The sequence below is a fragment of the Rubrobacter taiwanensis genome, assembly GCF_004337705.1.
Lineage (GTDB): Bacteria > Actinomycetota > Rubrobacteria > Rubrobacterales > Rubrobacteraceae > Rubrobacter_C > Rubrobacter_C taiwanensis.
Map to the genome: position 1 here is coordinate 38,829 of NZ_SKBU01000003.1, position 18,642 is coordinate 57,470.

Here is an 18,642-nt window from a genome sequence, read left to right on the forward strand (position 1 = left end):
AACCCTCTCTACTCGCCCACCAGCTGCTCGCCGAAGTCAGTCGGCGGCCGCTCCTCCTCCACCTGATATGCAGGCTGATTATATATCGTGTACGGAACGCGCGAGTTGGACTTCATGAAACCCATGTTGAGGGTCAGCACCGCGGTCAGAACCCCGAGCGCTATCAACACCCCGCGGTACCACCCGTTGGGGCTGCCGTACCTAAACCTCACCCGCCCCCGGATGTAGGAGACGAGCGCGCCCAGCGTCGCCAGCACCATCACGCCCATCATGATGTAGCGCATGTGCAGGAACGGGAACTGGGCGAACGGCGAGATGGCGTACAGCCCGCTCAGCGCCGCGATGAGCCCGAAGATTCTTATCGCGTTGCGCCCGGCCCGCTCCGGATGCCTCACGGCCCCCAGGTACATCGCCACGTTCGCCAGGATGAACATGCCGACGACCATGATCGTGTTTATGTACAGCAGGCTGGAGGTCGCCCCGGTAGTGAGCCGGTCGTAAGCCCCGGTCTCACCGGCTATGGCCGGGTCGGCCGGAGCTGCGGCCTGCATGCTCAAGACCAGCAGATACCCGACCACCGGCATCGTCAGCAGGAAGATGGTCCCCCACATGGTGCCCATCGAGGCCACCCAGTCGTAGTAGGACTTGTCTTCGGCGCTCTTGGCGCGGGCGTACTTGAAGCCGGCCCAGGCCGCCACCGCGAACGCGGGCCACGAGAGGTTGCCGAACGTCCGGTGCAGCACCATCTCGATGAACATCGGGTTGAACAGGTTGCGGACCGACTCCACGAACCCCACGGTGAGCGCCTCGTTGCTGATTATCTCCTCCTCTGAGCCCCCGGTGACCATGAAGGTGTCGATGCCGCTCATGATCACCATCCACACCCAGATGAAGAAGCCGGCAGCGGCCCCGTACGCTATGTGCCGCCCTTTGTGCACCACGCTGTAGCGGTCCCACTTGTAGTAGTAGACGTAGATCATCCACAGCGTGAGCACCATAGAGGCCATCGCTATGATGATGAAGTAGAAGAACCCGGTGAAGAGCGCCGCCGTGACCCGCGGGTAGAGCCCGACCAGCAGCACCATGAACATGACCGCGAACGTGGCCCCCACGCTGAAGGTCAGGACGTTGAAGCGGATCAGCGACCGGGCCAGCCGCTCCATGCGCGGCTTGCCGGTGCGGGCTCCCCACCACTCCAGAATCGGCGCGGCCATGGCGTAGCCCACAAAGAGCGTGGCGAAGAAGATGTGGGTGAGCATCACAGCTCCCGTCAGGAACCGGGCCCCGAAGACCGGGATCTCTATCGCTGGAAGATCTAGCACTCCATGCCCCTCCTAAGCTCCCTGAGCGCCCGAGACGCGCTCACCTCCACCACTCGCCCGGACCCGGTGCAGCACGGCCCCGCTGACCGCCTTGGGCTCCAGCTTGCGCTCCACGATGTAGTAGGAGCCGCCGTGCTTCTGGATGATGTCCCGGGCCCTGCGGATATGCTCCCTGTCCCGGACGACCTGGAAGACGAGGGTCTTGCCCTCCTCGAACTCGTCGTTCCAGAAGCCGGACTCCTCGCGCGGAGCCTCCATGTCTATGAGGATGGGAGCGACCCCCACCCGGGTGAACGACCCGGCGATCAGGATCGCCGCCAGCGAGATGAAGACTATGAAGGTCGGGATCCCGATGGCCGGGGTGGTGATGGCGAAGAAGAGGCCGACCACGACGAAGACTATGGCGAAGCCTATCGGCACTTCCATCCCCGAGGAGTTGTCGGGGACGATGATGTAGCGCACATCCTCCGGCAGCGACTCGGGCTCCTCAGGGTCCTGGCGCTTGAGGATGACGGTGAGATCGTCCCGCTCGCCGCCCAGAGCTTTCAGCTCCGCGGCGGCCCGCCCCACGGGATCCCCGTCGTCCAGGATCCCGACTACCGTGTACTCTCCCCGGTCCGCTTCGGTCTCTCGCCGCTCCCGAGCCTCAGTCAAGACAGCCTCCCCATCAGAACGCCCCGGGCGTAGATCCCGCCGCGGCTCAACTCCGAGTTGAATCCAGCCATCTCACCGCTTTCGACCCCGATGACACAGGACAAACGCACGCGCACAGAATAACATCCCCCCGCTCCGCCGCACCACCCCGGCTGCAAGTTCTTTCACACAAAGACCGCCCGGCGCCGAGAAGATGTGAACCCGGTCCCGACCGGCCGGGGAGTTTCTTATAAAATGGGGTTCGTGGAGGTCAGGCAGGACAGCGTCGCACAGGCCGGAGAGCAAAGCGGCGGAGAGTACCGGGAGCGGGGCCTGATACCCTGGTGCAAGCGCAACTCGTGGCTTCTGGTCAGGCTCTTCATGGCGCTGGTCTTCACCTTCGGAGCCTCCACCACGGCGGCGAACTTCTCCTACGGCCTGCAGGAACAGCCGAAGGTACTCTCGGCGGCGGATCTCAACCGGGGCTACCTGCCGCCCGGGGTCGAACTCGGTGACTACGTGGAGATCCGGGGCACGCCGGTCTACGGCGAGGATACGACCAACATAGGCACCGAGGAGTCGGGCATCGCGGTCTCCTCCCGCTACAGCACCTTCTACTTCTACTTCCCGCTGCGGGAGACCGGAGACAACCTCCTGATCCAGACCGCCCAGACGCCTCCCGACGTGAACGACCGCGGCGAGCGGGTCTGGCGCGGCAAGCTGGCCACGGTGGGGACCGTGATCTTCTACAGCACCACCCAGGAATCCCTGGAGCGGGCCGGGCTTCCGCACGCGACCACCATCCCGGTAATAGAGACGGGAGACACGCCCGAGTACTACCGGCAGATCTTCCCGGCCTACTCGGCGATCCTGGTGCTCTGGCTCGTCTCGGTAGTCTGGCTGCTCTGGAAGCGCAACGCGCCGCTTCAGGGCATGGACAAGTAGAGCGACCCGCCGCCCCCCTGCTATATTGGCCGCTGGCCGGTTCCCGAGCGCGACCTAGAGAGGAGCAGGGTGGAGAATTTCTTCAGGTTCTCCGAGCGGGGCACGACCCTCCGCACGGAGATCATAGCCGGGCTGACCACGTTCATGACGATGGCCTACATCATCTTCGTCAACCCGGCCATCCTGGGGACCGAGGGGACCGGGCTCTCGATCGAAGGGGTGTTCTTCGCCACCTGCCTGGCCGCCGCGGCGACTACCATAGCGATGGGAATCTTAGCCAACTACCCGATAGCTCTGGCCCCGGGCCTGGGGTTGAACGCGGTGGTGGCCTTCACGCTCATCCTGGGGATGGGGCTGCCGTGGCAGACGGCGATGGCGGTCATAGTCATCGAGGGGATCGTGATCTTCATCCTGGTGCTCACGAACCTCAGAGAGGCGGTCCTGAACGCGATCCCCCTCCCGCTGAAGTTCGCCATAGCGGTCGGCATCGGACTGTTTATAGCGTTCATCGGGCTCAGAAACGGCGGCATCGTGGTGGCGGACCCGGTCACCTACGTCACACTCGGGGACTTCACGCAGCCGGCGGTGCTGCTGGCGGCGGGCGGTCTGGCCTTCACGATGGCCATGATCGCCTGGGGTGTTCGGGGCGGGATCCTGATCGGGATCGTCGGAACCGCGGTGGCGGGGATGGTCTTCGGCATCATCCCGCTGCCGGAAGAGGTCGTGGACTTCCGCTTCGACACCTCGACCATAGGCGGCGGGATCACGGCCATCCCGGACGCGCTGCAGGTAACGCTTATCCCTATCATCTTCGCCCTCTTCATGACGGACTTCTTCGACACCGTGGGCACGGTCATCGCCGTGGGCCAGGAGGGCGGGCTGCTGGACGAGGAGGGCCGGCTGCCGGGCATGAAGCGCGTGCTGCTGGTGGACTCTTTAGGCACCATCGCCGGCGGAGCAACGGGCGCGAGCTCCGTAACCAGCTATATCGAGAGCGGCTCGGGCGTAGCCGAGGGTGGCCGGACGGGGCTGGCCAGCGTGGTCGTGGGGCTGCTCTTCTTGCTCGCACTGCCGTTCGCCCCGGTCATCGCGGTGGTCGGAGGCTCGATCCCGATCCCCGGTCCGAACGGGGAGGAGATCCTGGTCTCCCCGGTCACGGCCCCGGCGCTGATAGTGGTCGGGTTTCTGATGATGACCGCGGTGCGCTTTATCCCGTGGGACGACTTCGAATCCTCGATACCGGCCTTCCTGACCATCCTCACCCTGCCGTTGACGTTCAACATAGCGTACGGGATCGGGTTCGGCTTCATCTCGTACGTGGTCATCAAGGTAGCGCGCGGCAAGTTTAAAGAGGTGCACCCCTTCATGTACGTGGTCGCCGTCCTGTTCGCCATGGACTTCGTCTCGGACTACATACAGGGACTGCTCTCCTAGGAATGCTGCACGACCGCCACCTGACACTCGATACCGGCCGGACGCGGATAGACTTCTCAGAACGGGTCGCCGTGATGGCGATCCTGAACGCCACCCCGGACTCCTTCTTCGACAGGGGCCGCCACTACGGTCTTGAGCGCGGCGTGCGGCGGGCGCGCGAGATCCTGCGGGCCGGAGCAGACATCCTGGACATCGGCGGCGTGAAGGCTGCGGCCGGGAAGCCCGTACCGCCGGAGGAGGAGCTCCGGCGCGTCATACCCCTCCTGCGGCGGGTGCGGGAGATGACCGAGGCCCCCATCTCCGTGGACACCTTCTCGCCGGAGGTGGCGCGCGAGGCGTTGCGGGCCGGAGCGGACATCATCAACGACACCTCCGGGCTGCGCGATCCCCGCCTCATCGAGGAGATAGCCGCCGCCGGAGCGTACGTGGTGCTGATGCACATCGCCGGTCCCCCGCGTACCTGGCGCCCGTTCCGACACTACTCGGACGTGACGGCCGAGGTCGCGGAGTTCCTGGAGGAGCGCGTGGAGGCCGCCGCAGAAGGGGGCATCGAGCGGGAGAAGATACTCCTTGACCCCGGCCTGGACTTCGACAAAGACACCCCCTACTCGCTGGAGCTGCTGCGCAACCTGCCGGAGCTAAAGCGGTTCGGGCTCCCGATCCTGGTCGCGGCGAGCCGCAAGGACTTTGTAGGCGAGGTGCTGGGCGGGCTGCCGCCGGAGGAGCGCCTGGCCGGGACGGCCGCCGCGGTCACCTACGCCATCGCGCGCGGCGCAAACATCGTACGCGTGCACGACGTGGAGTTCATGCGGCAGGTCGCGCACATGACCGAGGCGCTGGTCGGGCTGGGCCGCTGGCGGCCTGAGGCACTGCGGAAGTGGTGGGTTCCGCGCCGGAAGAGCATACTGCGCGGCCCCCCGAAAGAGTAGCGGCGGGAGGCGCTCCGATCCGGCCACCCGGTGCGATCAGACCTCCTCACCCCGCCCGGAAGACGGCTCGCGCTTCTCGACGACGTTGTCCAGGAAGTGCGAGTTGGGGATGAGGTAGAGCCGGCCGTCGGTGGCCCGCACCTTGGTCATGGCGTACCCGATCTGCTCCACCGTGCCGGAGACCTCTCCGAGCCGGATCTCATCCCCTTCCTCCACGCCTTCGGAGATGTAGCGCCCGGCGGCGATGTTCTGCGAGAGCCCGCGCAGGCCCAGACCCAGCGCCAGGGCCGCCGTGAGCGCCGCTCCGCCGAGCGCGATCACCAGCAGCACGATGAGGACCGTAACCTCGATGCCGAGCACGGCAGCGGCCAGGATGGCGGCTACGAGGATCACGGCGTAGCGCACGAACGACTTGAAGCCGCCGGTGCGCTCCACTCCGGCGCGGGAGAGCCCGCGCCCGGTGAGCTCGGCCAGGATGCCGGCGGCCGCGGTGCCGAGCATCAGGATCAGGACCGCCACCAGCACGCGGGGAGCGTAGAGGATGACCTGGTTCAGCGTGTCGGCCAGAAAGTCCAGCCCCAGGGGACCGAGAGCGGCCAGGATCGCCAGCACCACCACCGCGTAGAACACGATGACGCCCGCGAACTGCGCCGGGGTACGCTCTATGCCGCCCTCGCGCATGAGCCGCGTCAGCCCGATGCGCTCGCAGGCGGCGTCGAAGTTCAGCCGGCCCAGCACCGTGGCAGTCAGCCGCCGGGCTATCCCCGCCAGCACGAAGCCCAGCCCGGCTATCACCAGGGCGAAGATGACCCGCGGTATATAAGAGAGGACCGTACCTACAAGCTCGGCCAATTCACCCTCCCGTTCACACCAGCCTCAGATAATAGACTATAGCCCGGCCGTACGCCCCGAGCAGATCCCCGGCTATATCCGCGGCCGCCCGGACGTAGGTCCTGAGCGCCACCTGCATCGCCACCCGGGACTCCAGATCCCGCGGCGCCTCCACCTCTTCTGCGGCCGCGGCCGCGAGGAGCACGAAGAGCCGCTCGTAGCGGCGCAGCTCCTCCCGCAGACGCGGCGACCCCTCGAGAGCGGCCTCGACCCGCCGCCGCTCCTCCCCGGAGAGCTCCCCGGCGACGTAGGCCGGGATGAGATCGCGTATGTCGTCCACACCGTTCAAAGCAGCAGCTCCCTGAGCCTTCTGCGCCCCCGGCTCACCCATCCCTTGGCCGTTCCCGGGGGCACCTCCAGAGCTTCGGCTACCTCCTCGTAGGTAAGCCCTTCCAGATCGCGCAGCACCACCGCCGCCCGGTGGTTCGGCTTGAGGCTCCGCAGCGCCCGGTGCAGCCGGGCAACCTCATCGGCGGCGACCGCCGCCTCTTCGGGACCGGACCCGGAATCTGCCTCCAGGAGCTCGGGCGGCAAGGGTCTGCGGCGGCTCCGCTCGTTCAGGCTCACGTTCACCGCCAGGCGCAGCATCCAGGTCCGGAAGGCGCTGCGCCCCTGGAAGGTGTCTATCTTGCCGTAGGCCCGAATGAAAGCCTCCTGCGCGGCGTCCCGCGCGTCCTCGCGGTCGCCGAGCACCCGGTAGCATACCCTGTAGACGGCCGTCTGGTGGCGCCGCACCAGCTCGGAGAAGGCCCGGCGGTCTCCGGCCTGACTCCGGGCTACCAGCGCCCCGTCGTCCGGCTCTACTCTTTTAGACAGCTTCCGGCCCAGCTCCGTTACTCTTCCCTCGCATTTCCCAAGCAGTATATTTCCCTAAAAGGGTTTATGCTTACAAGGTGCGGGGTAGAAGTCCGGAGGAATTTTCCGGCCGGGGTGTAACCGAAAGGCGGCGGCTCCGGTCTAATGGTCGTAGAAAAGTATCGAGAGACGGGGAGGTGAAGTCCTAAAGATGGGCATACTATCGTGGATAATCGTGGGGCTCATCGCAGGCCTGCTGGCAAAATTCATCATGCCGGGGCCCGACCCGGGCGGGATCATCGTCACGATCCTGATCGGCATCGTCGGCGCGTTCATCGGCGGGTTCATCACGAGTAACCTGATCGGGGTCGGAGTCACGGGGCTGAACATAAGCACCATCCTGGTAGCTACTCTGGGTGCGATCATCCTGCTGGCCATCTACCGGGCGCTGACACGCCGGACGGTCTAGTAGGGCATACTGTGGCTTGTAGGGAAGACACCGCAGAGAAAGGAGAGATCGGGCAATGAGCGAGCAGAGGCAGCAGGAGCAGCAGCGGCAGCAGCAGGCGCGGCAGAGGAGCCCGCTGCAGAGCGAGCGCGGCGCCACGCGGGTCGAGGACAGCGTCGTGGCCAAGATCGCCGGCATGGCGGCGCAGGAGGTTGAGGGCGTCCGCATGGGCGGCGGGGCCTCGCGCGCCCTCGGCGGCATCGTGGACTCCGTGACCGGCGGTGGCGGCGGCCAGACCCGCGGTGTCTCCGTGGAGGTCGGCGAGGTAGAGACCGCCATAGACCTCACGATGGCCGTGGACTACGGTAAGTCCATCCCGCAGCTCACCGAGAGCGTGCGCAAGAACGTCATCCAGCGCGTCGAGAACCTCGTCGGGCTCAACGTGAAGGAGGTCAACATCACGGTCAACGACGTGATCCTCCCGCAGCAGGAACGCGAGGAAGAGGAGCGGGAGCGGCGCGAGCTGGAGAGCGCGCAGGAAGAGCCCCGCGTCCGTTAAGGGTCGCGACTTGAAAAGATGGTTGATGACCTGAAACTTGCCAGGGCCGTCGCCGAGGCGGCCCTCTCCACTAGGGGGGTCCACGCCCTAGGTCGGGGCCGCTACGCCGAGGCGGCCACCTACGGGCCGGGCGAGAAGGTGCTCGGCGTCGTGGTCGGCCCCGGAAGCGTGCGGGTGCACGTGGTCGCCGGCTACCCGGAGGGGACCCCGCTGCCGGAGCTCGTCCGGCGGCTGAAGGAGCGGGTGACTCCCGCGGCCGACGGCAGAGAGGTGGAAGTCGTGGTGGAAGACATATACCTGGCGGAAGAAGATGCGGATCTTTAACCGGATACTCATGATACTGCTCTTCGCCGGGCTCTTCCTGCTGGGGGTCTTCGGGGTCCTCTACAGCTTCGACCTCGCCGGGTACCGGCTGGCCGACCTGCCGGGACAGCTGAACCTCCCGGGGATCTACTCCGGCATCGAGGGAGCGGTAACGAGCCTGGAGGAGGGCAACCCCCCGCCTGCCCTGATAGCCGTCCTGATAGCGGTGGCGCTGGTGGGCCTCATACTGCTCATCGCCGAGCTCAAGCCGCCCGCACCCCGCAGGGTGCGGCTGGATGGCGGCACCTACGCCACCCGCGGCGCCGTCCGGCGGGAAGCCGAAGCGGTCGCCATGCGGGACCCGGACGTGCTTGACGCATCGGCCGGCGTGAAAGCCCGGCGCGGCCGGGGGGCGAAAGTAAATCTGAGGCTCAAGGTGCGCCGCGGCGAGGATCTACGGGCGATCCGCGAAAGGGTACGCGGGCAGCTCCAGCAGGATCTGCAGGAGAGCGCCGGCATCCGGCTCCGGCGACTCAAGATCCGGCTGATCGAGACGGACCCCCGCGATGCGAAGGTGAGGGTGAAATGAACGTCTTCAACCGCCTCATACTCATCATCTTCTCCCTGCTTCTGATCGCGGTCCCGGTAGGGCTGCTCCTGATAGCCTTCGGTGTCGTCTCCCCCGAGCAGGTCAACGCCTACACCGGTTACCGGGCGGCCCTGGACTCTCTGGGAGGTCTCTCGGTGGACGCCTTCGACACCCGCACGCGCGTGATCGCCGGGATCGCGAGCGGCCTGGTGGCATTCTTCGCGCTGCTGCTCCTGCTGCGCGAGCTGACCTTCGGCCGGCGCGTGGCCCGGCGGGCGGTCCTTGAGGACGTTCCGGGCCGGGAGACGGCGGTGAGCGCCCGCGCCGTTCGGCACCTCGCCGAGGGCGCAGCGCTGGAGGCCGGAGCCCTCTCTCCCAGGGCCATCCTCACCTCCCGCAACGGGGGGTATGACGTCGCCTGCGAGATCACCGCGCCGCGGACCGGAGACCTGAGCGAGACGGCCGCCCGGACGCGGGAGAACATCCGGAAGGTTCTCGAGGACCAGCAGGTGCCCTTCGGAGACGTGGAGGTCACCGTGCGCGGCACCGAGCGACAGGAAGGAGCTTTACCATGAACTGGACCATGAAGAATTACGGAGCCCTGATCGGAGGGATCATAGTCTTCCTGATCGTCTGGCTGGGCTTCGCAAGCGCGGTGCTCGTGGTGGCCGGAGCCATCATCGGGTACTTCATCGGGAGGTTTCTGGACGGGGAGCTGGATCTCTCCGACCTTCAGGACCGTGCCCGGGGCTCCCGCCGCCGGGAGTACTGAGAAGCGCGGCCGAAGACTGCTTCTAGTAAGAAACGGGGCCTAAAGAGTAGGCCCCGTTTCTTACTGGACCTTGAGCCCCAGCGGTTTCAGCCGGCCATCGGAGATGCGGTGGGCCCGCAGCTCCGGCTCCTCCCCGGCGAGCGAGAGGATGAGGTGGGCGAGATCCGGGTAGAGCGCCAGGCTCCGGTCCCGCGCCGAAGGGTCTGCCGGGGTACGCGGGTGGGAGTGGTAGGTGCCCACGATCTCCAGCCCCCTCCGTTCTATCTCGCGCATGGCGGCCAGCTGCGCCCCGGGCTCCATCAGGAAGCGCAGCTCGGGAGCGTCCGCCACATTGGGGACGGGGTGTATCTCCCGCACCCGCCCCTCCGCGCCGGCGAGCCATCCGCACACCTCCCTCGGGGCCTCTCGCCGGGCGTGTGTGACCATCTCCTCCAGCAGCCGTTCGGGGAGCTCTATCATCGGGCGGCGGTCTGCAGAGCCCGCTCGTAAGAGAAGGGAGCAACATCCACCGGCGGCCGATCTCCCAGAGCCAGTGAGGCCACGATCTCGCCCGTGATCGGGGCCAGCAGCACCCCGTTGCGGTGGTGACCCGTAGCGATAAGAAGCCCCTCCCATCCTCCGGCCGGGCCGAGCACGGGGCGGCCGTCGGGCGTGCCGGGCCTGAGCCCGCCCCAGGCGTTCAGAAACGTAGCCCCGGAGAGGGCGGGGACGAGCCCGACCGCCGCGCCGGAGAGCGTGGCCACCCCGCCCAGAGTGGGCCGCCGGTCGTAGACGCCCGGCTCCTGTGTCGCGCCGATCACCACCCGGCCGTCCCGCTTGGGGACCAGATAACAGCGGTCGTCCCAGACGTTGGCGGTTACGGGAGCGGGGAGCGCGGCGACGGAGATGATCTCGCCCTTCACCGGAGAGACCGGCAGGCGCAGACCGAGCTCGCCCGCGAGCAGGGCGCTCGCCGCCCCGCCCGCGAGCACCACGCATCCGGCGGCCACTTCCTCCCCCCGCGCGGTGCGCACGCCGGTCACCCGCTCCCCCGCAACCGCGAAGCCGGTAACGCGGGCCGCCTCCAGGAACCGGACGCCCAGACGGGCCCCGGCCTGCGCCAGCGCGTGCACGAGCCGGGGCGAGTTGACCTGACCGTCTTCGGGCAGATACAGGGCGGCGAGCGCCCCGCGGGAGAGGTTCGGCTCCAGCTCGCGGGCCTCCTCCCCGCTCAGCCACCGGGCCGGGAGCCCGGCCTCCCGCTGCCAGGAATATGTCCGGCGCAGCTCGGCGGCGAAGCGCTCCTCCGTAGCGACGCGCAGCGTGCCTTCCCAGACGTACTCCGGGTCCGGCCCCCCGGCGTCCCGGAGTTCCTCCGCGAACGAGCGGTGCCGCTCCCGCCCCTTCAGCAGCAGACGCAGGAAGGCGTCCTCGCCACGAGCCTCGGCCTGGGCGTTGAGCATCCCGGCAGCGGCTCCAGAGGCTCCGGCTCCGAGCCGCTCCGCCTCCAGAAGCACCACCCGCGCGCCGCGCCGGGCGGCGTGGTAGGCGGCCGAGCACCCGATCACCCCCCCGCCCACCACCGCCAGGTCTACCGGGCGCATCTCTCACCCTCCGACCGGCACACCCCGCACCGGGCTGGAAGGCACGGCGGCGGCGCTCACGGGCATCCGGCCCGCCAGGTAAGCGAGCCGCCCGGCCTCCACCGCCAGCCTCATAGCCTCCGCCATTCTCACCGGATTTCCGGCGCGGGCTACCGCGGTGTTGACGAGCACCGCGTCACAGCCGAGCTCCATCGCCAGCGCCGCGTCGGAGGGGACCCCGATCCCGGCGTCCACGACCACGGGCACGGAGATGCGCCGCGCTATGCGGTGTATGCTCGCCCAGTCCGGCATCCCCTGCCCGGAGCCGATCGGGGAGGCCAGCGGCATGACGGTCGCGGCCCCGGCCTCTTCCAGCCGGATGGCGGCCACCAGGTCCGGGCTGGTGTACGGCAGCACCACGAATCCGTCCTCGACCAGGATCCTGGTCGCCTCGACCGTCGCCGCGGTATCGGGCCAGAGGGTTTCCTGATCTCCGATGACCTCCAGCTTGATCCACTCCGTGCCGGTGGCCTCCCGCGCAAGATGCGCCATCCTGACCGCGTCCTCTACGGTCTTCGCCCCGGCGGTGTTCGGGAGCAGCCGGTAGCGCGAGAGGTCGAGCTGCTCCAGGATGGAGCGGTCTCCGGAGAGGTCCATGTGCCGGATCGCCACAGTGACCATCTCCGTTCCGGAGCGCTCCAGCGCGGCGACCATCGTCTCCGGGCTGTCGTACTTGCCCGTGCCGAGAAAGAGCCGGGAGGAGAACCGCTCGCCCCCTATCTCCAGCTCGTCCTCCCCGCCACCTCCGGCCACGGCGTGCACGATCTCCACCTCGTCCCCCTCCCGGATCCGGCGCGAGTCCCACTCCTCCCGCCGGACGACCTCTCCGCCTATCGCCACGGCCACCGACTCATGGGGCAGCCCCCGCTCGGCCAGCAGCTCTCTTACCGTGATACCCTCCTCCCCGAGCTCCACGGGCTCGCGGTTTATCTTAACCTGCATAGCGCTCCTTTCGTCCGCCCGGTTCCGGAAAGGGGTGCCCCGGCCGGTGCCGGGAGCCGTCCACCGCCGCCCGCAGCTCGCGCGCCGCGGCCTCCGGGTCCGGCGCGGCCAGGATCGAAGAGATCACGGCCACCCCGCTCGCCCCGGCCGCAAGCACCTCCCCGACGTTGGACGCGTCTATCCCGCCGACGGCCAGCACCGGAACGTCCACACCCTCCACGATCCGCGCCAGCTCGCGCACGCCCCGCGGCGGCAATCCCGGCTTGGAGGCGGTCGGGTAGACGTGCCCGAAGGTCACGTAGTCCGCTCCCGCCCCGACCGCTTCGCGCGCCGCCGCCAGACCGTGCACCGAAACCCCCAGCAGCATCTCCCCGACGAGTCTCCGCGTCACGCCGGGCGGCAGGCTCTTCGCCGCCAGGTGAACCCCGTCGGCCCCGGTGGCGAGCGCGACGTCCACCCGGTCGTTGACGAGAACCCCCGCCCCGGCCGCCCGGGCTACCGGCAGGATGCGGCGCACCGCCGCGTAGAGCTCCAGCGCCGGACTACCCTTCTCCCGCACCTGTACCCAGTCCACGCCGCCGCGCACGGCGGCGGCGACCGCGTCCGAGAGATCCCCCCGGACCTGCCGGCGGTCGGTTATGAGGTGTATGTGAAAGCGGTGCGCCATCCGGAGCCCTCCTCTTCCGGGCGGCCCCGCAAAGAATGAGGCCGCCACGCCACTCTCAGGAGGCGCGGCGGCAACGCCAGTCTCGCTGCCCGTATCCACGCTTCCCTCCGCCGGTACTACCCGGTTCAGGTTCCGAGGGTATGCTCTCAGCCTCGGTGAGGCACCCCTAGCGTGTTCGGAATTCAGTATAGCATACTGGTATCTTGCGCCCGCAAGAAAGAGCGAAGGAGGTAATTTGAGGCTGAGCTACGACCGGTATCTGAGATACGAGGAGCTGGGTGCGGCGCTGCACGGGCTGGCGAGGGAGTACCCCGAGCTATGCCGCGTCTACTCGATCGGGAAGAGCTACGAGGGGCGGGAGCTCTGGCTCGCGGAGGTCACGAATTCCGCGACCGGCCCGGCGGAGGAGAAGCCGGCGTTCTGGGTGGACGGCAACACGCACGCCGGGGAGGTGACCGGCTCGATGGCCGCGCTCTACCTGGTAGACTACCTGCTCTCCGGCTACGGCGAGGAGGAGCGCGTAACGCGTCTTCTGGATCAGAAGGCATTCTACGTCCTGCCGCGGCTCTCGCCCGACGGTGCGGAGCGGTATCTGACCACGCCCCACACCCTGCGCGCCACCGTGCGGCCCTGGCCCTACGAGGAAGAAGAGCCGGGGTTGCACGCGGACGACGTAGACGGGGACGGCGAGATCCTGCAGATGCGGGTGGAGGACGAAAACGGGGAGTGGAAGGTCTCGGAGCACGATGACCGCCTGATGATCCCGCGCGGGCCGGACGAGTTCGGCGGGACTTATTACCGCCTCTACCGCGAAGGGTACCTCAGGGACTATGACGGGTTCGAGATCAAGATCGCTCGCCCCCTCCACGGGCTGGACATGAACCGCCAGTATCCCTACGCCTGGGAGGGCGAGGAGCGTCAGGAGGGTGCGGGTCCGTACCCGCTCTCCGAACCCGAGGCGCGGGCGCAGGTGGAGTTCATCCTGAAGCGCAAGAACGTCTTCGGGGTGCACACCTACCACACCTTCTCCGGCGTGCTGCTGCGGCCTCACTCGGACAAGCCGGACGAGAAGATGCCCGAGCAAGACCTGGGCGCGTACCGGGCGATAGGGGAGCGGGGGCGCGAGATCACAGGCTACCCGCCCCTCTCCGTCTACCACGACTTCCGCTACAGCCGCGACCGCGCCATCACCGGCACGTTCGACGACTGGGCCTACGAGGGCTACGGCGTTCTCGCCTGGACCATAGAGCTGTGGTCCATGGCGGAGAGGGCTGGGGTGGAGATCCGGGACTACATAGAGTTCTTCCGCAACCCGAAGGAAGAGGACGGGCTCAGGCTGCTGCGCTGGAACGACGCGGAGCTCGGCGGGAAGGGGTTCGTGCGCTGGCGGGAGTTCGAGCACCCGCAGCTCGGCAGGGTGGAGATCGGGGGCTGGCGTCCGAAGTACACCTTCCAGAACCCGCCCCCGCACCTGCTGGAGGAGGAGTGCCGCAAGGTCGCCCTCTTCTCCGTCTCCCACGCCGCGGCCGGACCGCACCTGGAGGCGGAGCTGCATGTCCGGGAGCTGGGCGCGGGGCTGCGGCGCGTGGAGCTGCGGGTCGAGAACGCAGGATACCTGCCCACCAACGTCACGCAGCTCGCGCTGGAGAGGAATCTGGTACGCGAGCTAGAGGCCGAAATCACGCTGCCTGCCGGCGCGGGCCTGGAGTCCGGCGAGCCGGTCACGAAGCTCGGGCACCTCGCCGGGCGTTCGGCGCTGGACGGCGGCGCGTGGAGATCGCCGGGGTTCTTCGCCGGGCGCCCCTCGGACTACAGGCGCCGCGCGGTATGGGTCGTGCGCGGTCCGGGAAAGATAGGGGCAGAGGTCCGGAGCGAACGCGCCGGAACCCTGCGGCTGGAAGCAGAGTAGCCTACGCCTTCTTGCCCCGCAACCGTCTCCGGGCGCTCTCCAGCACCGAGTAGCCCACGGGGACCACGAAGAGCGTCAGCAGCGTGGAGGTCGCGAGCCCCCCGATGACCGTGAGCGCGAGGCTGGTGGAGATGAGCAGGCTGCCGCCTTCGGCCAGCCCCAGCCCCAGCGGGAGCAGGGCGAAGATGGTCGCCAGCGCCGTCATCAGGATCGGGCGCAGCCGGGCCCGGCCGGCCTCTACGACGGCCTCGTCCGCGTCCTCGTGTCGCTCCCGGGCCCGGGTGGCGAAGTCTATGAGCAAGATGGAGTTGGAGACCACGATCCCGATGAGCAGCAGGAACCCGAGCAGCGCCGGGACGCTCAGCGCCGTGTTCGTGATCAGCAGCGCGCCGAACGCTCCGACGGTGGTGAGCGGCACGGCGAGCATGATCACCAGCGGGTAGAGCAGCGAGCTGAAGAAGACGACCAGGATCAGGTACACCAGCGCGATGGCCACCGCGATGGAGATCCCGAGGTTGCGGAAGCTCTCGGCGATATCCTCGGAGACGCCGCCGATGCTGGCCGTGGTCCCGACCGGAAGGTCGAGCTCAGAGACGGCCTCGCCCACCTCGCGCGAGACGGTGTCGGTATCCTGAACGGTGATGCGGCCGGTCACCGAGACCGCCCGTTCGCCGTCGATGCGCGTGATGGCCGCCGGAGCTTCGGCCTCCTCTACCTCGGCCACGTCCCCCACCCGCACACCGGGAGCGAGGGGGAGCCCCCGGATCTTCTCCAGCGAGTTCAGCGACTCCTCCGGAGCTCCGAGCGAGACCGGCACGCCCCCGAACTCCAGCTCGAAATCGCTGCCGAACAGGGCGGCGAGCACGCCGGAGACCGCCTCCGGCGAGAGCCCGGCCCCGGCGGCGCGCCGGTTGTCCACCACAACGTTCACCTCCGGAGCGACATCCCCGGCGGTAGTCCGCACGTTGGCGACATCCTCGTTCTCGCGCAGCTCGTCCACGACCAGCTGCGCGGCCTCCTCCAGATCCTCCTGCGAGTCGCCGGTTACGGTCACCTCCAGATCCCCGGCTGGCGGGCCCTGCTCTATGGCGGCGATCCGGAAGTTCTCCTCCCCGAAGATCTCCTCCCCCTCCCGCTCCAGGCGCCGCCGGGTCTCCTCCACCCCGGCCTCCTCGCCAACGATAACGAAGGCCCGGGCCTCGTCGTCGCCGCGCAGCGGCGCGTCAGGCGTGAAGGTGTCCTCGCCGCCGACCGAGATCTGGTAGCTCTCGACCCCGGGGTCGTCCATCATCACCGCCTCGAACGGCCGCACCTCCCCGCCGGAGCGCTCCAGACTCGTCCCCGGCTCCAGCTCTATGTCCGCGACCAGGATGCGCTCGGTGCTCGGGGGCAGGAAGTTGACCGGGAGCAGCGGGATCACGAAGAGCCCGCCGGCGAAGGCAGCCGCCGCCAGCGTCAGCACCGCCGCCCGGTACCGCAGGCTCCAGCGCAGTGCCGGCGTGTAGAGCCGCACGAGCCGCCCCTCCTCCCCGCTCCGGCTCAGCCCGCCGACGGCGAAGAAGATCGCCGCCGCGGCCACCGCACCCGCGGCGGCCGCGACCGGGGGGACGCCGAAGAGCCCGAAGGTGTCCGCCAGCAGGTAGGCGCCGGCGGCGAGCAGAGTGACCGTCAGCGCGGCGGCCACCTTGTAGCCCCGGCTGCGGGCGAATCCCGCATACGCCCGCACGGCTAGCGGCGCCTCCCGCACGTCCCGCCGCCGGATGAAGGCGCTCACCAGCACGGGGATGAGGGTTACCGCTACCACCAGCGAGGCCACGAGCGCCAGAGCCACCGTTATGGAGAGCGGCAGGAAGAACTTGCTCACGATCCCGCCGACCAGCCCCAGCGGCAGGAAGACGGCTATCGCCACGAGGGTGGAGCTGGTTATGGCGCTGGCGACCTCCGTGGTGCCCCTGAGCGCCGCCTCATCCGGACCGTAGCCCCGCTGAATGTAACGGTAGGAGTTCTCCAGCACCACGATGGCGTCGTCCACCACCCGCCCGATGGCGATGGTCAGCCCGGCCAGCGTGATTATGTTGAGCGTCAGATCCTGCACCCACGAGAAGAGCAGCGCCGCCAGCACCGAGGTGGGCAGCGAGACCGCCGTGACGAGCGTGGCCCGCAGCGTGCCGAGGAAGAGGAAGATCACGAGCAGCGCCAGCACCGCCCCGAGAACGGCCTTCTCGACGAGCCCGCTCACCGAGTTTTCGACCGCCGTTGCGGAGGTGAAGAGGACCTTGACCTGCTCCTCACCCAGCTCGCCCTGGACTTCATCCAGCGCCGCCTCCACCTGGCGCGAGACCTCCACCGTGTTGGCCTCGGGCTCCTTGCTGACGCTGAGGCCCAGACTGGGCTCCCCATCGGTGCGCGAGATGCCCGCCAGATCGGTCTCGACCTCCCGCACCTCCGCCACATCCCCGAGCAGTACCGGCTCGGGAGCGCCGCCGGGGAAGCCGCCCACCACCCCTCCGGGAGCCCCTGCCGGACCTCCCCCGGCCTCTGCGGGTATCCCACTCCCAACGGGCAGGTCCCTCAGGGCCTCCAGATCCCCGGCCTCCACAACGACGCGCACCGGGGTAGAGAAGCCGTCCACCGGAACGTCTCCGACCGGCGCGTTGACCTCCGCACCCCGAATGGCCTCGAGCACCTGCGCCGCCGAAACGCCCCGCTCCTCCAGCTCCTCCGGCAAGAGCTCGACCCGCGCCACGCTCTCCGCTCCGCCGAGAAGATCCACGCTCGCCACGCCCTCGACGCTTTCCAGAAGCGGGATTGCCTCCTCTTCGGCGTACCGCGTGAGCGCTACCAGATCCTCATCCCCGGCCGCGAGCGAGACGTTCATCACCGGAAACTCGGCAGCGGAGAGCTCCTGCACCTCCGGCCGCTGCGCCTGCGCGGGCAGCTCTACGCCTTCCAGCGCGGCCCGGATCTCGTCCGAAGCCTCCCCAACATCCGCCTCCAGCGAAAGCTCCAGCACCACCGCCGAGAAGCCCTGAGCCGAGGTGGTCTGAACGCTCTCGACCCCCTCTACCGAACCCACGGCCTGCTCGATGGGCTGCGTGACCTGCTCGTCCACCACGTCGGGACCGGCCCCGGGAACCGGCGTGGAGACGACGACCAGCGGGAACTCGATGTCCGGCAACAGCTCCTGATTGAGCTGCGCGGCCGCGTAGGTGCCACCGGCCACCAGCAGCACCGTCGCCAGCGCGACCACGGAACGGTTCTTCAGACACCAGCCGACGATTGCGCGCATAGAACCCCTACTCCTCGGAAGCGGCCACCAGCATCTTGAGCCCCTTCAGGAAGGCCCGGGCCTCCTCCTCACTCATGCGATCTACCACCCGAGAGATCCAAGCCCGACGACGGTTCACGAGCCGGGCCGCAACCTCCCGCATCACCGGCACGTACTCCACCAGCACCACCCGCCGGTCCCCAGGATGAGGCCGCCGGCGCACCATCCCATGCCCCTCCAGCCGGTCCAAAATCTGAGTCATCGCCGGCCGCGAAACCCCCACCGCCTCCGCGAGCTCCCCCACCGAACGGGGGCCCCGGCTGAGCGCGATCAGAGCCTGAATGTGCCCCGTGGAGAGCTGCACATCCACCGGCAACCCGCACCGGACGATCTCCTCCAGCTCCCCCGCACTCGGCCGCCCCAGCTCCCGGCCCAGTACCGGCAGCAACATGAGGATCTCGTCCACTATCTCTTGCCGCCCCATCCCGCCCCACACTCCCCGTGATAGCTTTCACAATAGTTAAGTTACTTAATTAAGCGGGTTAAACAAATATCATGCGGGGCCGGAACTGTCAACGGGGGGCGTTTAGAATGTTGCGGGTTGCGTCGAGGAG

Annotated in this window: 21 protein-coding genes and 1 riboswitch; of the genes, 10 read left to right on the forward strand and 11 right to left on the reverse strand. The window is 68.3% G+C overall.

All coding sequences use genetic code 11. The annotated features are described in order from the left end of the window. Nucleotides 1-8: 8 nt before the first annotated feature. Together E0L93_RS01220 and E0L93_RS01225 are read right to left on the reverse strand one after the other, a co-directional pair. Nucleotides 9-1,322, reverse strand: coding sequence for a cytochrome ubiquinol oxidase subunit I (locus E0L93_RS01220; protein WP_243638056.1), 1,314 nt, complete (start codon nt 1,320-1,322; stop codon nt 9-11). Nucleotides 1,323-1,334: 12 nt separating this feature from the next. Then, complete coding sequence (locus tag E0L93_RS01225; protein WP_132687413.1) at nt 1,335-1,976, reverse strand: hypothetical protein; 642 nt, start codon at nt 1,974-1,976, stop codon at nt 1,335-1,337. Nucleotides 1,977-2,210: 234 nt separating this feature from the next. On the opposite strand from E0L93_RS01225, the gene E0L93_RS01230 reads away from it, so the two are divergent. From E0L93_RS01230 to folP, 3 genes are all read left to right on the forward strand, one after another. Continuing rightward, nucleotides 2,211-2,900, forward strand: coding sequence for a hypothetical protein (locus E0L93_RS01230; RefSeq protein WP_165874083.1), 690 nt, complete (start codon nt 2,211-2,213; stop codon nt 2,898-2,900). A 69-nt stretch (nt 2,901-2,969) separates the two neighbouring features. Then, nucleotides 2,970-4,334: an NCS2 family permease gene (locus E0L93_RS01235; protein WP_207890258.1), complete on the forward strand. Its 1,365-nt coding sequence runs from the start codon at nt 2,970-2,972 to the stop codon at nt 4,332-4,334. A gap of 2 nt (nt 4,335-4,336) precedes the next feature. Continuing rightward, nucleotides 4,337-5,263, forward strand: a complete 927-nt coding sequence (gene folP / locus E0L93_RS01240; RefSeq protein ID WP_132687418.1) for a dihydropteroate synthase — start codon at nt 4,337-4,339, stop codon at nt 5,261-5,263. A gap of 36 nt (nt 5,264-5,299) precedes the next feature. On the opposite strand, the gene E0L93_RS01245 is transcribed toward folP, so the two are convergent. The 3 genes from E0L93_RS01245 to E0L93_RS01255 are packed head-to-tail and all read right to left on the reverse strand — an operon-like array spanning nt 5,300 to nt 7,018. Continuing rightward, complete coding sequence (locus E0L93_RS01245) at nt 5,300-6,115, reverse strand: mechanosensitive ion channel family protein (RefSeq protein ID WP_132687420.1); 816 nt, start codon at nt 6,113-6,115, stop codon at nt 5,300-5,302. A gap of 13 nt (nt 6,116-6,128) precedes the next feature. Beyond that, nucleotides 6,129-6,434, reverse strand: a complete 306-nt coding sequence (locus tag E0L93_RS01250) for an anti-sigma factor family protein (RefSeq protein WP_243638064.1) — start codon at nt 6,432-6,434, stop codon at nt 6,129-6,131. Between the two features lie 5 nt (nt 6,435-6,439). Next, nucleotides 6,440-7,018, reverse strand: coding sequence for an RNA polymerase sigma factor (locus E0L93_RS01255; RefSeq protein ID WP_132687423.1), 579 nt, complete (start codon nt 7,016-7,018; stop codon nt 6,440-6,442). Nucleotides 7,019-7,160: 142 nt separating this feature from the next. Here E0L93_RS01255 and E0L93_RS01260 point away from each other — a divergent pair, with 142 nt between their 5' ends. From E0L93_RS01260 to E0L93_RS01285, 6 genes are read left to right on the forward strand one after another with little or no spacing between them, the layout of a single operon-like run. After that, complete coding sequence (locus E0L93_RS01260; protein WP_132687425.1) at nt 7,161-7,418, forward strand: GlsB/YeaQ/YmgE family stress response membrane protein; 258 nt, start codon at nt 7,161-7,163, stop codon at nt 7,416-7,418. Nucleotides 7,419-7,473: 55 nt separating this feature from the next. Further along, nucleotides 7,474-7,956 carry an Asp23/Gls24 family envelope stress response protein gene (locus tag E0L93_RS01265; RefSeq protein ID WP_132687427.1) on the forward strand — a complete coding sequence of 161 codons (483 nt, stop codon included), beginning with the start codon at nt 7,474-7,476 and terminating at the stop codon, nt 7,954-7,956. An 18-nt stretch (nt 7,957-7,974) separates the two neighbouring features. Next, the gene (locus tag E0L93_RS01270; protein WP_132687429.1) at nt 7,975-8,280 is read left to right on the forward strand and encodes a hypothetical protein; all 306 of its coding nucleotides are present in this window, start codon (nt 7,975-7,977) and stop codon (nt 8,278-8,280) included. Continuing rightward, entirely contained in the window at nt 8,267-8,848 is a 582-nt protein-coding gene (locus tag E0L93_RS01275) for an Asp23/Gls24 family envelope stress response protein (protein ID WP_132687430.1), read from the forward strand. The genes E0L93_RS01270 and E0L93_RS01275 overlap by 14 nt, the downstream gene beginning before the upstream one ends. Then, the gene (locus tag E0L93_RS01280) at nt 8,845-9,423 is read left to right on the forward strand and encodes a hypothetical protein (RefSeq protein WP_132687432.1); all 579 of its coding nucleotides are present in this window, start codon (nt 8,845-8,847) and stop codon (nt 9,421-9,423) included. The genes E0L93_RS01275 and E0L93_RS01280 overlap by 4 nt, the downstream gene beginning before the upstream one ends. Next, nucleotides 9,420-9,620 (forward strand): DUF2273 domain-containing protein, encoded by a 201-nt coding sequence (locus E0L93_RS01285; RefSeq protein ID WP_132687434.1) that lies wholly within the window; start codon nt 9,420-9,422, stop codon nt 9,618-9,620. Before E0L93_RS01280 ends, E0L93_RS01285 begins: the two co-directional genes overlap by 4 nt. 60 nt (nt 9,621-9,680) lie before the next feature. Here the strand turns inward: E0L93_RS01285 and E0L93_RS01290 are convergent, their stop codons facing one another. Genes E0L93_RS01290 through thiE form a run of 4 tightly spaced genes read right to left on the reverse strand, consistent with a single transcriptional unit; the run spans nt 9,681 to nt 12,851 of the window. Next, nucleotides 9,681-10,079 (reverse strand): M67 family metallopeptidase, encoded by a 399-nt coding sequence (locus E0L93_RS01290; protein WP_165874086.1) that lies wholly within the window; start codon nt 10,077-10,079, stop codon nt 9,681-9,683. After that, the gene (gene thiO / locus E0L93_RS01295) at nt 10,076-11,203 is read right to left on the reverse strand and encodes a glycine oxidase ThiO (protein WP_132687437.1); all 1,128 of its coding nucleotides are present in this window, start codon (nt 11,201-11,203) and stop codon (nt 10,076-10,078) included. The genes E0L93_RS01290 and thiO overlap by 4 nt, the downstream gene beginning before the upstream one ends. Nucleotides 11,204-11,206: 3 nt before the next feature. Next, the gene (thiS, locus tag E0L93_RS01300; RefSeq protein WP_132687438.1) at nt 11,207-12,184 is read right to left on the reverse strand and encodes a sulfur carrier protein ThiS; all 978 of its coding nucleotides are present in this window, start codon (nt 12,182-12,184) and stop codon (nt 11,207-11,209) included. After that, nucleotides 12,174-12,851 carry a thiamine phosphate synthase gene (gene thiE, locus E0L93_RS01305; protein ID WP_132687440.1) on the reverse strand — a complete coding sequence of 226 codons (678 nt, stop codon included), beginning with the start codon at nt 12,849-12,851 and terminating at the stop codon, nt 12,174-12,176. The genes thiS and thiE overlap by 11 nt, the downstream gene beginning before the upstream one ends. 85 nt (nt 12,852-12,936) lie before the next feature. Then, a riboswitch (TPP riboswitch) is annotated at nt 12,937-13,029 on the reverse strand. Between the two features lie 57 nt (nt 13,030-13,086). Between thiE and E0L93_RS01310 the strand changes: the two genes are divergently transcribed. Beyond that, complete coding sequence (locus tag E0L93_RS01310) at nt 13,087-14,760, forward strand: M14 family metallopeptidase (RefSeq protein WP_165874087.1); 1,674 nt, start codon at nt 13,087-13,089, stop codon at nt 14,758-14,760. Between the two features lies 1 nt (nt 14,761). Here the strand turns inward: E0L93_RS01310 and E0L93_RS01315 are convergent, their stop codons facing one another. Then, entirely contained in the window at nt 14,762-18,049 is a 3,288-nt protein-coding gene (locus E0L93_RS01315; protein ID WP_132687444.1) for an efflux RND transporter permease subunit, read from the reverse strand. 7 nt (nt 18,050-18,056) lie between these two features. Continuing rightward, entirely contained in the window at nt 18,057-18,512 is a 456-nt protein-coding gene (locus E0L93_RS01320; protein ID WP_132687445.1) for a MarR family winged helix-turn-helix transcriptional regulator, read from the reverse strand. Between the last annotated feature and the right edge of the window lie 130 nt (nt 18,513-18,642).

Coding starts and splice junctions, on each gene's coding strand:
- E0L93_RS01230 (WP_165874083.1), top strand. CDS start 2,211: ATGGGGTTCGTGGAGGTCAGGCAGGACAGCGTCGCACAGGCCGGAGAG.
- folP (WP_132687418.1), top strand. CDS start 4,337: ATGCTGCACGACCGCCACCTGACACTCGATACCGGCCGGACGCGGATA.
- E0L93_RS01260 (WP_132687425.1), top strand. CDS start 7,161: ATGGGCATACTATCGTGGATAATCGTGGGGCTCATCGCAGGCCTGCTG.
- E0L93_RS01265 (WP_132687427.1), top strand. CDS start 7,474: ATGAGCGAGCAGAGGCAGCAGGAGCAGCAGCGGCAGCAGCAGGCGCGG.
- E0L93_RS01270 (WP_132687429.1), top strand. CDS start 7,975: ATGGTTGATGACCTGAAACTTGCCAGGGCCGTCGCCGAGGCGGCCCTC.
- E0L93_RS01275 (WP_132687430.1), top strand. CDS start 8,267: ATGCGGATCTTTAACCGGATACTCATGATACTGCTCTTCGCCGGGCTC.
- E0L93_RS01280 (WP_132687432.1), top strand. CDS start 8,845: ATGAACGTCTTCAACCGCCTCATACTCATCATCTTCTCCCTGCTTCTG.
- E0L93_RS01285 (WP_132687434.1), top strand. CDS start 9,420: ATGAACTGGACCATGAAGAATTACGGAGCCCTGATCGGAGGGATCATA.
- E0L93_RS01290 (WP_165874086.1), bottom strand. CDS start 10,079: ATGATAGAGCTCCCCGAACGGCTGCTGGAGGAGATGGTCACACACGCC.
- thiO (WP_132687437.1), bottom strand. CDS start 11,203: ATGCGCCCGGTAGACCTGGCGGTGGTGGGCGGGGGGGTGATCGGGTGC.
- thiS (WP_132687438.1), bottom strand. CDS start 12,184: ATGCAGGTTAAGATAAACCGCGAGCCCGTGGAGCTCGGGGAGGAGGGT.
- thiE (WP_132687440.1), bottom strand. CDS start 12,851: ATGGCGCACCGCTTTCACATACACCTCATAACCGACCGCCGGCAGGTC.
- E0L93_RS01315 (WP_132687444.1), bottom strand. CDS start 18,049: ATGCGCGCAATCGTCGGCTGGTGTCTGAAGAACCGTTCCGTGGTCGCG.
- E0L93_RS01320 (WP_132687445.1), bottom strand. CDS start 18,512: ATGGGGCGGCAAGAGATAGTGGACGAGATCCTCATGTTGCTGCCGGTA.